The 11,904-nt window shown below is 59.9% G+C and carries 11 protein-coding genes and 1 riboswitch; of the genes, 4 read left to right on the top strand and 7 right to left on the bottom strand.

What is annotated here, in order from left to right; translation table 11 throughout:
• Positions 1–406 precede the first annotated feature (406 nt).
• From VK725_RS03505 to lpxL, 3 genes are all read right to left on the bottom strand, one after another.
• Positions 407–1,483: a glycosyltransferase gene (locus VK725_RS03505; RefSeq protein WP_325316668.1), complete on the bottom strand. Its 1,077-nt coding sequence runs from the start codon at positions 1,481–1,483 to the stop codon at positions 407–409.
• Entirely contained in the window at positions 1,480–2,226 is a 747-nt protein-coding gene (locus VK725_RS03510; RefSeq protein WP_325316669.1) for a polysaccharide deacetylase family protein, read from the bottom strand. Before VK725_RS03510 ends, VK725_RS03505 begins: the two co-directional genes overlap by 4 nt.
• Positions 2,227–2,386: 160 nt before the next feature.
• Complete coding sequence (gene lpxL, locus VK725_RS03515) at positions 2,387–3,313, bottom strand: LpxL/LpxP family Kdo(2)-lipid IV(A) lauroyl/palmitoleoyl acyltransferase (RefSeq protein ID WP_325316670.1); 927 nt, start codon at positions 3,311–3,313, stop codon at positions 2,387–2,389.
• A 135-nt stretch (positions 3,314–3,448) separates the two neighbouring features.
• Here lpxL and waaA point away from each other — a divergent pair, with 135 nt between their 5' ends.
• A complete protein-coding gene (gene waaA / locus VK725_RS03520; RefSeq protein WP_325316671.1) occupies positions 3,449–4,714 on the top strand; it encodes a lipid IV(A) 3-deoxy-D-manno-octulosonic acid transferase in 1,266 nt (421 codons plus the stop codon).
• Positions 4,715–4,786: 72 nt separating this feature from the next.
• On the opposite strand, the gene VK725_RS03525 is transcribed toward waaA, so the two are convergent.
• From VK725_RS03525 to VK725_RS03535, 3 genes are all read right to left on the bottom strand, one after another.
• On the bottom strand, positions 4,787–6,142 hold the full coding sequence (locus tag VK725_RS03525) for a TolC family outer membrane protein (RefSeq protein WP_325316672.1): 1,356 nt from the start codon (positions 6,140–6,142) through the stop codon (positions 4,787–4,789).
• A 32-nt stretch (positions 6,143–6,174) separates the two neighbouring features.
• Complete coding sequence (locus VK725_RS03530) at positions 6,175–6,834, bottom strand: protein-L-isoaspartate O-methyltransferase (protein ID WP_325316673.1); 660 nt, start codon at positions 6,832–6,834, stop codon at positions 6,175–6,177.
• Between the two features lie 162 nt (positions 6,835–6,996).
• Positions 6,997–7,329, bottom strand: coding sequence for a hypothetical protein (locus VK725_RS03535; RefSeq protein ID WP_325316674.1), 333 nt, complete (start codon positions 7,327–7,329; stop codon positions 6,997–6,999).
• 135 nt (positions 7,330–7,464) lie between these two features.
• Between VK725_RS03535 and VK725_RS03540 the strand changes: the two genes are divergently transcribed.
• Positions 7,465–8,064: a TetR/AcrR family transcriptional regulator gene (locus VK725_RS03540; RefSeq protein WP_414648443.1), complete on the top strand. Its 600-nt coding sequence runs from the start codon at positions 7,465–7,467 to the stop codon at positions 8,062–8,064.
• A gap of 42 nt (positions 8,065–8,106) precedes the next feature.
• Positions 8,107–8,201: riboswitch (TPP riboswitch) on the top strand.
• Between the two features lie 91 nt (positions 8,202–8,292).
• The gene (gene thiC, locus VK725_RS03545) at positions 8,293–10,170 is read left to right on the top strand and encodes a phosphomethylpyrimidine synthase ThiC (protein WP_325316676.1); all 1,878 of its coding nucleotides are present in this window, start codon (positions 8,293–8,295) and stop codon (positions 10,168–10,170) included.
• A 587-nt stretch (positions 10,171–10,757) separates the two neighbouring features.
• Here thiC and VK725_RS03550 read toward each other — a convergent pair.
• Positions 10,758–11,582, bottom strand: coding sequence for an AraC family transcriptional regulator (locus VK725_RS03550; protein WP_325316677.1), 825 nt, complete (start codon positions 11,580–11,582; stop codon positions 10,758–10,760).
• Between the two features lie 91 nt (positions 11,583–11,673).
• Between VK725_RS03550 and VK725_RS03555 the strand changes: the two genes are divergently transcribed.
• Positions 11,674–11,904: DUF3224 domain-containing protein (locus VK725_RS03555; protein ID WP_325316678.1), on the top strand; the 231-nt coding region annotated here is incomplete at its 3' end.

An 11,904-nucleotide genomic window follows, 5' to 3' on the forward strand; every position in this document is an offset into this window, starting at 1 on the left:
GCTTTTGCTTCTGCTGTTGCTCCTTGCTCCTTGCTCTTTCAAGAGTGTGAGCTACGCGCGCAGGGGTCCCCTTATGCGGTGAGTGAGAGAGGGACGAGAAGGCCCGCAGGGGAATTGGCATGGATGCCAATTCCTTTTCGCCAGGGCAGGAGCCCTGTCGAAAAGCCCGGCCCTCTCTCACGGTCTCGGAGGGTGCAGCCCGGAGAGCACCGCATTTGGGGTGCCCTTTCTTTGGGCACGCAAAGAAAAGTGACTCGGGCCTCGGCAGAGGCACGAAACGCCCGCCGCGTAGGCGAGCAACCTGGCGTCAACGCACAAATGAAAACCAAAGTCACTGGATGACCAGCTTCGCTGTTGAAAAGCGACTCCAGCCTTCGCTGGAATGATGGTCACGGAATGCGCGACGTTAGCCGTCGCCCAGAATTCTCACGAATTCATCGGCAATGACACGCGTACTGAAATGGCGGTCCACGAAATCGCGCGCAGCAACACCCATCGGCACACGCACGTCGGCATCGCACATACGCAAGATCGCATTGCGCCACGCAGGCGCATTCCCCGGCGGCAGCAACAAGCCCGTGACATTCGCCGAAAGCGTTTCAGGAATGCCACCGATATTGCTGCCCAGCACCGGCGCTTCCGCCGCCTGCGCTTCTACCGATACGCGACCAAACGTTTCGGTCGCGATCGACGGAAACGCCAACATCGAGATAGCGCTGTAATAAGGATGCACATCATCGATCCACCCCAGCATGTGATGCCGATGTGCAAACGATCCCGCTTCAATGCGCTCGCCGATAGCTTGCGCATCGGGCCCGTGACCGAGCCACAAACAATGCAGGCGCGATTCCTGCACCATCGCACCCTCAGCAGCTTCCAGCAGGGTGTATATACCCTTGCTTCCGTGCATGCGGCCGACATAGCCGATTACGATGGCGTCTTGCGGAATGCCCAACTGATGCAGGATCTCGCTGCGCTTTTGTGGATCGGGCTTGCACCATTGCATGTTCACCGGGTTGTAAAGCACGCGCACCAGTTGCGGTGGAATCCCGCGATCCAGATATGCCTGTCGCGCATGGCTGGATACGGCGAAAAAGCGCTGCGCCAACCGCGGCACGAGATAACCCGAAACACGGCCCATTGGTGGCGTGCGATGACGGAACAACGCAACCGGGACGCTCAGCAGACGGCTCATCAGAATCAGCGGCCAGTATTCCTTGCCGAAGTTGCCGACCAGCCAATCCGGACGAAGATGACGCGCGGCCTTGATCGTCGCGAAGTAGCCGCGCAGATCGAACACGTTGCGAAATTTGGCCGGATAGATGCGCACGCCCGATGCGGCGAGGTTTTTCGCAATCAAGCCATCCGGATAGACCACGGCGCTTACTTGGTGGCCCGCTTCCACCATTGCCTGAGCGAGCGCGACGAAATGCGTCGCGGCACCGGTGTTCTCCGGATTGGTGCCGACAAAAAGGAATTTCATGCGCGTCGATTCTCGTAATTGGTCAAAGCGCGCATAGCGAACTGCGGCAGTACGTGGTGTCGCGCAACTTGCACACGGGGCAGGCGCCACAGATCCGTCCCGATGACGGCGCGTCCACGATGGGTGGTGGTGGCGGCGTCGTAACCGGCATCGCGGGTGATGTCGGCGACGCGATCGTTCATATCGCCATACGGATAGCAAAACTGGGTGACTGGTGCGCCTAGGTGATCTTCCAGATCCGCCTTGCAGCCGGCAATTTCCTCGTGCAGCTGTGCATCGTTGCATTGCGTGAGGCGCGGATGGCTGCGCGTATGCGCGCCGATTTCCATGCCGCCCTCATGCCAGGCACGCATCTGCGCGGGCGACATCAACGGCTTTTGTATGCCGAGCTTTTCGGCATCCCAATTATTGAAGCGTCCGACGCTGCCGCTCACCACGTAGCAGGTGGCGGTAAAGCCGTAACGTTGCAGCACCGGCATGGCCGATTCGAGGTTGTCGATGTAGCCGTCGTCCAAGGTGACCACGGCAATGCGGCCTTTTCGCTCGCCGCGCAGATAAGGCATGGCATCGGACATCGACAGGCCGGTATAGCCGAGGCTTTTCAACAGCCACATCTGCCGCGCAAATGCGCCGGGACTGACGTACAGGCTTCGCCAGCGGCGCAGACCTTTCGGGGCCTGGGCGATGTTGTGGTACATGAAAATCGGGCAGGCCCGACCCTGTTGTCCTTCCGCTGCGGTCATGCGGCACTCCGTGTCAGCCCCGCGTAAGAGCTTACGGCAAACCAAGGGGCCGGGCGGGAGGCCGGCCTGCAGCGCGGACAAGACTGGGACATGGTACGGGGATGCTTGAAAAAGCCAGCCTGCTTATCTACCGGGCGAGCCTGTCGCTGGCCTGTCTTGCTCAATAGATCTGCGGTTGCCCTTCAGGGCGCGTTTTGAAGCGCTTGTGCACCCAAAGGTATTGTTCCGGCGCCTCGCGCACCATCTGCTCGATGGCGAGGTTGACCCGTGCCGTGTCGGCATCCGCGTCGTCGCTGGGCAGGTTTTCCAGAGGCGCACCCAGGCGCAGGGCATAACCCTTGTTATCGGGCAGCCGGCGATGGAAGAAGGGGATCACCAGCGACTGGGACATTCGCGCCAGATGATGGGTAGCCTTGATGGTCGCCGCTGTAACGCCGAAGAACGGCACGAATGCGTTGTCCTTGCTGCGCATGTCCTGGTCGGGGGCATACCAAAGCGTGCCGCCGTTGCGTAGGTATTTCACCGTGCCACGAATATCGTCCTTGTCGAACATGGCGCGCGCATAGCCCAGGCGCGCGCGCAGCACGGTCCATTCGAACACCGGGTTGTCCATGCGCCGGTACATGCCGGCGATGCGGATGCGTTGCGAAACCAGTCGCGCGCACAGCTCCAGATGCGAGAAGTGACCGCCGACCAGCAGCACGCCGCGGCCCTGGGCATGCGCCGCTTCAAGATGTTCCAGTCCTTCGACGGTCACGGGAATGCGCGCGATGGCGCGATCCGATCCCATCCAGCCGAGCGCGAATTCCATCAGCATCATGCCGATATCGCGCAGATGTGCATCGACCAGTTCGGTTTGTGCCTTGGCATCCAGCTCCGGGAAACACAGGCCGACATTGATCGCGGCCACTTCGCGCCGCGGCGAGGGAACGCGTTCGATGATGGCGCCGAGTACGCGGCCAATCCCCATGAGCATGCCATAGGGGAGCATGGCGATCAGCTTCATCACGCCCACGCCGATCCACGCCGGCCAGAGGCGTGGAGAGAGTAGGGAGCGGGTAAAAACGGGACGGGGTGTTCCAGGCATCGTGCGTATTGTACCGGGGCATCGGGGCTTTAGAGCCTGCCTAGGACCTCTGCGCGGCCCGCGCCGGAAGCTATTAGCCCGCTTTCAGGGCTTGCGCGGCCTCTTATACTGCTGCGTCACCGTTGGGGATGTCCGTTGCGCTATCTGTATACGATTCTGATGTACCTCGCCACGCCCATCATCGTGATGCGGCTGCTGACGCGCGGTATGCGTTATGGCAATTACCACGAGCGGTGGCCGGAGCGCTTCGGCATTTTCAAGTCGCCGGATCTGCGTGGCAGCATCTGGGTGCATGCCGTCTCGGTCGGCGAGGTGAATGCGGCCGAGCCGTTGATCAAGGCCTTGCGTGAGGACTATCCCAACGCCCCGCTGGTCGTGACGACGGTGACGCCTACCGGCTCCGCGCGCGTCTCGCAGTTGTTCGGCGACAGCGTGTTTCATGTCTATCTGCCGTATGACTTGCCGTTTTCCGTGCATCGCTTTTTGACCCAGATACGTCCGCGTCTGGCGCTGATTGTGGAAACCGAAATCTGGCCGAATCTCTATTTCGGCTGCCATCGCCGCGGGATTCCGTTGATGATCGTCAACGCGCGGCTCTCGGGACGTTCGCTGCGTGGCTATGCGCCGATGCGCGCGCTGCTGCGTTCGGCCTTGCGTTGCGTGCGCCAGATCGCTGCGCAATCGCGCACCGACGCGGCGCGATATCGGTTGCTCGGTGCCGATCCGGCAATGGTCACGGTAAGTGGCAACCTTAAATTCGACATGCCGGTGCCGATCGCGGCGCTCGAAGGTGGCCCAATGTTTCGCAAGCAATGGGGACATCTGCGGCCGGTGTGGATTGCCGCCAGCACACACGAAGGTGAAGAGCTTGCGGTGCTGGAAGCTCACCTCGAAGTTCTCAAGCGTTTTCCGGATGCATTACTGTTGATCGCGCCGCGACATCCCGAGCGCTTTCGTCTGGTCGAACATTCGGTGCGAAGCCTTGGATTCTCGATGGCGATGCGCAGCACCGAGCGCGTTCCCGGTGCGGCACATCAGGTGTTTCTGATCGATACGATGGGTGAGCTCATGCCGTTCTTTGCGGCATCCGATCTGGCGTTTGTCGGTGGGAGTCTTGTGCCCATCGGCGGTCACAACGTTCTGGAGCCCGCAGCATTGGCCAAGCCGGTGCTGGTGGGGCCGCATACCTTCAACTTCGAAGAAATCACGCTGACGCTGATTCGTGGCGGTGGTGCAAAACGCGTGCTGCAAAGTGAAGCGTTAGGTGGAGAGGTGCTCGAGCTTCTGCAGCACGCCGAGCAGCGCACTCACATGGGGCAGCAGGCGCGTGTTGTGTTCGACAGTGAGCGAGGCGCGGTGGGGCGCGTGATGAAGCTGATCGATCGCATGCTGCAGGAATGACATTGCAAAAATAAAACGTACGAACAAAAAAAGCCGGGATTTCCCGGCCTTTTTTTGATGCATGTTGCGCGATTACTGCAACAACGAGTTGATGTATTCCATGTCCTTGTAATCGATCGTGCCGGCGGACTGCCTCAGCAGCAGGCGATTGAGCACCAGCTGATGGCGAGCGAGCGAATACTGGCTCTGGTTCTGCGTCAGCACCTGAATCGCATTCAACACGTCCAGCATGATCTGCGTACCGACCTGGAAGCCGGCCTTGGTCGCGCTGAGCGCTTCCTGTGCCGACTCGACCGAGGACTTGCCCGATTTCACTTCGCTGATACCGGCAACGACGGAATTGTAGAAGTTCAATGTGTTCTGGATCGACTGGCGGCGAATGGATTCCAGCGAATCCTGTGCTTCGTCGCGTTGATCGATCGACTGGCGAACCTTCGATTGGGTCAGACCACCGGAAAAAATGGGCACCGACAGCGTGACACCGATGGTGTTGCCCCAACGGCCATTGCCCAGTGGGTTGTAGCCACCGTTCTCGGCCCATGACGTGCTCTTGTCGCGGCTCAGGCTTGCCGAAATCGTCGGCAGATGGCCGGCGCGCGCAGCGTTGACGCTGTGCTCGGCCGCATCAACGGAGTATTGCGCCGACAGGATGTTCGGGTTGCTCTTGCTGGTGACATCCACCCAGGCCTGCGGGTCGGCAGGGGACGGTGGGTCCAGCGGCACGTCCTCGCGCAACTTCTTCAGGTCGCCTGTCGGTTGGCCGGTAATTACCGTCAGCGCCTGGCGATCATTGGCCAGCGTGTTCTCATCGCTGATGGTGGTGGCCTTGGATGCCTCGTACAGCGCCTTGGCCTGATAGACGTTGGTCACTGCGGCAATGCCGACCTTGTATTGCTGGTCGGCCTGATCGTAGGTCACGCGCAATGCCTCTTCGTTCGCCTTGGCGAAGGTCACCTGATCTTCATCGCTCAACACGGTGAAGTAGGCGGTCGCGACGCGGACGAAAAGATCCTGCGCAGCGGCGTCGTACGTTTGATCTTGTGCGTTCGCCGTCGAATGTGCCGCCTGCAGGTTGGCGATGTCGGCAAGGTTCAGAACAGTTTGATCCACCTCTGCACCGACATTGCGCGTACGGATGTGGCTGCCGATGTCGCCCGAGCTGCCCTGGCCACTACTTTCCAGCTGGCTCGCTCCGCTGGACCCGCTGACGCTTTGCTGCTGGAGGCCGAAGCTGCCATTGATCTGCGGTAACAACAGCGCGCGCGCCTGCGGCACACCTTCACGGACAGCGAGACGGGTGGCGTCAGCCTGGGCCAGTACAGGGTCGTTCGCACGCGCCTGACGGTATGCATCCAGCAAATCCTCGCCATGGCTGGGCAGGGAGACTGCAGCCAACGACAGGGCAAGGGTCAGAAGCTTCAAGCGCATGGTTTGCCTCGTGGGGTTTCGGGGTAGCGGAATCAGAAAACGAAACGGCGGGGTGGTTCAGCATGCGCGAGGTACGGGAGATCCGTCTCGAACAAGCTCTCTTCGTGGTAACGACCGTTGCCTTCGTGGGTGAGTAGCATCACGTGCTGCACCGGCGAGTCGCCACGAATGACGAGCAATCGGCCGCCTGGTTTCAGCCAGCCAAGAAAACGGTCGGGAATACGATGAACGGCGCCTGTGACAACCACGGCGTCGAACGTGCCTTGTGGCTGCCAGGCGATGACGGCTTCACCCGTCACCAGCTGTGCGTTGCTGACCCCCGCGGCCTGTAGGCGCTGGCCCGCGGCGGCGGTGAAGTCGGCATGCATGTCCACGCTGGTGACATGGCCGGCGAGGTTCGCCATGCAAGCGGTGAGGAAGCCTGTGCCCGTGCCGATTTCCAGCACATGGTCTTCGGGCTTCAAACCGAGCGCCTGCAACACACGGCCTTCAACGACGGGCTTCATCATCACTTCGCCGTGGCCGATGGGTAGGCACATGTCAGTGAAAGCCAGCTGGCGGTGTGCGGGCGAAACGAAGTCTTCGCGGCGTACGCGGCCCAGTACTTCGAGCACGCGACCGTCCAGCACCTCCCAGGGGCGCACCTGGTTCTCAACCATGTTTTGACGCGCCTGATCGAAGTTCATCGCCATCTGGAAACAAGCCTTTGGGGATCGAAAAAGGTCAAAAAGGATACGCGTTTAGCCCCTGTTTCGACAATGGTTAGCCTGCGGGTTGAGCCAGTTTGTACGAAGTGCCGGAAGTCATCGCGATGATCTGACGTAAGTCATGTAAATAGCTGTGTCCGCGGACACTTACGCACTCTTTCGACGACTGCGCACGGTCTGAAAATCCATGCCCGCAGGGAGGTGCGAAAGAGCTTTTTCAGTGCTCGCTCCGAGGCTTGAATCCAGCCGCCGAATGCGTCCTAGAATCGACTCGCCGCGGCTGGCCGCCGCCACGCACAACCAGGCAAGCCAACGCGACAAACTGTGCTGTTCGACTCCATTCAAGCCCGCTAGCGCCGCGCGCACCGCGAAAACCTCGCGCAGCGCGCCGACCACGTCCCTCTCCAGCCAGTCGGCCAGCAGGCGCTGGGCCTGGCGATAGGGGGTGGTGAGCGCTAGTTCAGGAGTCGTTTCACACATAGCACGAATATTCGGTATCATTCAGGAAATAATTAAACCGTCCCGTATAATAAATTGGGTAGACTGATTTGTGAAGGTGCAACCATGAACTCGATCCCGCTCACCAAAGCTCACGGGCCCGGTCGCCCGAAAGACATGGAGAAGCGCGCGGCGATCTTAGAGGCTGCCAAAGCCCTGTTCATCCGCAACGCCTTCGCCGGCACCAGCATGGACGCCATTGCCGCCGAAGCAGGCGTGTCCAAGCTCACCGTCTATAGTCACTTTGGTGATAAGGACAATCTCTTCCGCGAAGTCATCCGCGCGCGCATCCAGGATCTTCTGCCGGAAGATATCTACAGCTTCGATCCCGACGCGGATGTTGGCCAGATCCTCAATCGCGTCGCCTTGGTCCATGCAAAGCTGGATTGCGATCCGGAGAACGTCGGAACCTTCCGCGCCATTCTCAGCGATTGCCGCCAGGGCAATCCCCGTTACGGCAAGCTGATGTGGGAAGAAGGCCCGATGCGTACCCGTGGGTTGATGGAACGCCTGCTGCAGCAAGCGGTTGACGCGCACAAGCTCGATATCGACAACGTGCCGCGTGCCGCCATGCAATTCATGTCACTGATCAAGGGCGACATGATGATGCGCCGCATGTTCGGCTGCGCCGAGTGCGTGCAGACCTACACCAGGGAAATGGAAGAAAACGCCCGTGCCGGCGTTGCCATGTTCCTGCGCGCTTACGCCCCGCACTGAGCTCTACACTCGTCTATAACCCCGCTTCGTGGTCAAATAGCACCTTGGAAGCGGGGGTGCCGACCGCAGTCGGCTGAGAGACACCCTTCGAACCTGATCCGGTTAGCACCGGTGTAGGGAGCTTCGCCGCACGGAATATCGTGCGTTGGCGCCGTCGCTTCGTTCCCGTGCGGATGTATCGCACGAACTTCGCACCATTCGTGCGGATAACTAGAAGGACGAATGCCGATGAATGCCTTGCCCTCCGAACTCGTGCGCGCCGCGCAAGATCTCTCCGAAGCTGTGACGCGGCCGATTCCCGGATCGCACAAAGTCTACGTGCAGGGCAGTCGCCCCGATCTGAAAGTGCCGATGCGCGAAGTCTGCCAGGCGCAGACGCCGACATTGTTCGGCGGCGAAAGCAATCCGGCGATTACCATTTACGACACCTCCGGTCCGTACACCGATCCCGATTACAACTCCGACCTCGCTGCCGGTTTGCCGGCCTTGCGCGCATCCTGGATTGCCGAACGCGGTGATGTGGAAGAGCTTGCAGGGCTCAGCTCGCGATTCGGTCGCGAACGCGCTGCAGATGCGAAGCTCGACGAAGTGCGCTTCAGCCACATCCGCAAACCGCTGCGCGCCAAAGCCGGTGCGAACGTCACGCAGATGCATTACGCACGTCGCGGCATCGTCACCCCGGAAATGGAATACATCGCCATTCGCGAGAACCAGCGCATCGAAGCGCTGCAGAACAGTGCGCTGCGCACGCAGCATCCGGGTGAAGCGTACGGTGCCTCGCTACCCAAATCGATCACCCCGGAATTTGTGCGCGATGAAGTTGCGCGCGGCCGCGCGATCATTCCGGCGAACATCAATCACCCGGAAAGCGAGCCGATGATTATCGGCCGCAACTTCCTCACCAAGATCAACGCGAATATCGGCAACAGCGCGGTGTCGTCGGGTATCGCCGAAGAAGTTGAAAAACTCGTGTGGTCGATCCGCTGGGGCGGCGACACGGTGATGGATCTATCCACCGGCAAGAACATTCACGAAACGCGCGAGTGGATCATCCGAAATTCGCCGGTGCCGATTGGTACCGTGCCGATTTATCAGGCGCTGGAAAAAGTCGGCGGCGTGGCCGAAGACCTTACGTGGGAACTGTTCCGCGACACGCTGATCGAGCAAGCCGAGCAGGGCGTGGATTACTTCACCATCCATGCGGGCGTGCTGCTGCGTTTCGTGCCGCTCACCGCCAAACGCGTGACCGGTATCGTCTCGCGCGGTGGCTCCATCATGGCCAAGTGGTGCCTCGCGCATCACAAGGAAAATTTCCTCTACACGCATTTCGAAGACATCTGCGAAATCATGAAGGCGTACGACGTATCCTTCAGTCTCGGCGACGGGTTGCGCCCGGGCTGCATTGCCGATGCGAACGACGCCGCGCAGTTCGGCGAGCTCGATACGCTGGGCGAACTCACGCAGATCGCGTGGAAGCACGATGTGCAGACCATGATCGAAGGCCCCGGCCATGTGCCGATGCAGCTGATCAAGGAAAACATGGAGCGTCAGCTGGAAAAGTGCCACGAAGCGCCGTTCTACACGCTCGGGCCGCTGACCACTGACATCGCACCCGGCTACGATCACATCACCAGCGCGATTGGCGCGGCGATGATCGGTTGGTTCGGCACCGCCATGCTTTGTTACGTCACGCCGAAAGAACACCTCGGCCTGCCCAACAAGCAGGATGTTCGCGACGGCATCATCGCGTACAAGATCGCCGCGCACGCCGCCGATCTTGCGAAAGGTCATCCCGGTGCGCAGGTGCGCGACAACGCACTAAGCAAGGCGCGTTTCGAATTCCGCTGGGACGATCAGTTCAATCTCGGCCTCGATCCGGAAAAGGCCAAGGAATTCCACGACGAGACATTGCCAAAGGATGCGCACAAGTCCGCGCACTTCTGTTCGATGTGCGGTCCGAAGTTTTGCTCCATGAAGATCACGCAGGACGTGCGCGATTACGCAGCCGAGCACGGCGTGGACGAAAACGCGGCGCTCAGCGAAGGCATGGCCGAGAAAGCTGCCGAATTCCGCGAGCAGGGTGCCGAGGTCTATCACAAGGCGTGACTGAGGTTCGGCGCGTCTCGTTCGGATGCAATAAAAAAGCGGCGCAAAGGCGCCGCTTTTTTTACAAGACTTGGATGATCTTGTGCTGACTAGTTTCGAACCGTCGTGGCGCGTTGATTTCACCCGCTGCCCTGCGTGCAGGGCAGGCGGAATGCGGCGTAGCTGAGGTTCGGCGCCAGTCAGGCATCCTGTTGCTTTCGTCGTTAATGCCGATGCGTTTATTTCAAGCCGCGCACAGAACTTTGCACGCACACATACAGCGAGACAAGCGCTATAGCGCGCCACATGTGAGCGACATCCGCCAACCGTGCATCTTGCGTGTAGCACAATAGTTTCGCGAGGGCACAAGCGGCGGTGGGGTGCGCAAGCTCCATGACGGAAACGGCGAAAAGCAACGCCGCCGCTATCATGCATGCCATGCGAAGATTGAGTGTTTTCATGGGGCGCCATAGTGCAGGCGGACACATAAAATCGGGGTATCGCAGGTCTGCGACCCCGTATGGATTGCGTAAATTTTTGGGTTTTACGGGGGCGGGCAGCGACCAGGATGCCCGTCTGCGTGTTACTTGCTTGCTGGCAAGCGCGGCCTATGCGCCATTCGCTTGGGCGCGAATTTGAGTGCGGATGTAGGCCGACGGCGAAGATCCCACCAGCTGGCGAAAATCCCGAATGAAATGCGCCTGATCGAAATAGCCCAACGCCAATGCCAGTTCCATCCAATCGATGGGCCTGCCCGCTTGGAGCTGTGCGACGGCTTCATGAATCCGATATCGATTGATCACCCACTTCGGCCCTATGCCGACGTACTGATCGAACAATCGTTGCAGCGTGCGTTTGGTGAGCTTTGCGCGCGACGCCAGTTCTTCTACCGATGTAATGCTGCGCTCGTTTGCGGCCGTGGCGACCAACGTACTGACACGGACTACGTTGGGATCATCGGCAGGTAAGTGCGTGAGCAACAATTGTTCTGCCGCCTCGGCCATCGCATCGATGCCCTCGCTGGCAAAAATATGCTTTTCAAAATCGCCGGCGGAGCTGCTGAAAATCGTCGAGGGGTCGAGCGAACTATCCATCAAGCCGGACACGGGTCGACCATAGAAAGGGAAAAAACCACCGGCCTTGAACTTGATGCCGAACACGCGGCCGAGCCCTTCGAGCACGCGGGTAAAGCGGCCCGTGTGTACACCGTAGATAGCTGTCAGTCCTGGCTCGATCACGTACTGCACATTGGGGTGCGGCAGCGTTTCCTGCGTTTGCGCAGGTAGATCGCGCAAGTCCCACGATACGTACCAATAGTGTTCGATCAAACCGGACAGACGCCACGAGGGTGCACGGCGGACATGTTGAAACTCGCCCTGTTTCAGGCGCTGATGCAGAACTCCGCGAGGTTGACTCAGGTTGTGGGTTGTCATCGATCTGTCCAGGGATGTCGCGTTTTTCCAATTATTGTGGATGAGAGTTGTACTAATGTCGCGGCCACAAAGCCAATCGGAGAATCCTGTCATGCAGGCCACTGGACCTTTCGACGTAAAGCTCGCCCCGCAACCTCCCGCACCCGGTATCGAGTCGGCCAATCTCGGGCGGCAGACCATCGATAAGCAATTTCATGGCGATCTGGAGGCGACGAGCCTTGGCGAGATGATCGCTGCCATGGGCGGCGTGCAAGGCTCGGCCGGCTATGTCGCCATGGAACGTGTAACAGGTGTGCTACATGGCAAGCGCGGCACGTTTGTG

The organism is Dyella sp. (assembly GCF_035486915.1).
GTDB lineage: Bacteria > Pseudomonadota > Gammaproteobacteria > Xanthomonadales > Rhodanobacteraceae > Dyella_B.

Bases quoted from the DNA above. Each gene is read 5' to 3' on its own strand.
- VK725_RS03505 (WP_325316668.1), bottom strand. From the start codon at position 1,483: ATGAAATTCCTTTTTGTCGGCACCAATCCGGAGAACACCGGTGCCGCG.
- VK725_RS03510 (WP_325316669.1), bottom strand. From the start codon at position 2,226: ATGACCGCAGCGGAAGGACAACAGGGTCGGGCCTGCCCGATTTTCATG.
- lpxL (WP_325316670.1), bottom strand. From the start codon at position 3,313: ATGCCTGGAACACCCCGTCCCGTTTTTACCCGCTCCCTACTCTCTCCA.
- VK725_RS03525 (WP_325316672.1), bottom strand. From the start codon at position 6,142: ATGCGCTTGAAGCTTCTGACCCTTGCCCTGTCGTTGGCTGCAGTCTCC.
- VK725_RS03530 (WP_325316673.1), bottom strand. From the start codon at position 6,834: ATGGCGATGAACTTCGATCAGGCGCGTCAAAACATGGTTGAGAACCAG.
- VK725_RS03535 (WP_325316674.1), bottom strand. From the start codon at position 7,329: ATGTGTGAAACGACTCCTGAACTAGCGCTCACCACCCCCTATCGCCAG.
- VK725_RS03540 (WP_414648443.1), top strand. From the start codon at position 7,465: ATGGAGAAGCGCGCGGCGATCTTAGAGGCTGCCAAAGCCCTGTTCATC.
- thiC (WP_325316676.1), top strand. From the start codon at position 8,293: ATGAATGCCTTGCCCTCCGAACTCGTGCGCGCCGCGCAAGATCTCTCC.
- VK725_RS03550 (WP_325316677.1), bottom strand. From the start codon at position 11,582: ATGACAACCCACAACCTGAGTCAACCTCGCGGAGTTCTGCATCAGCGC.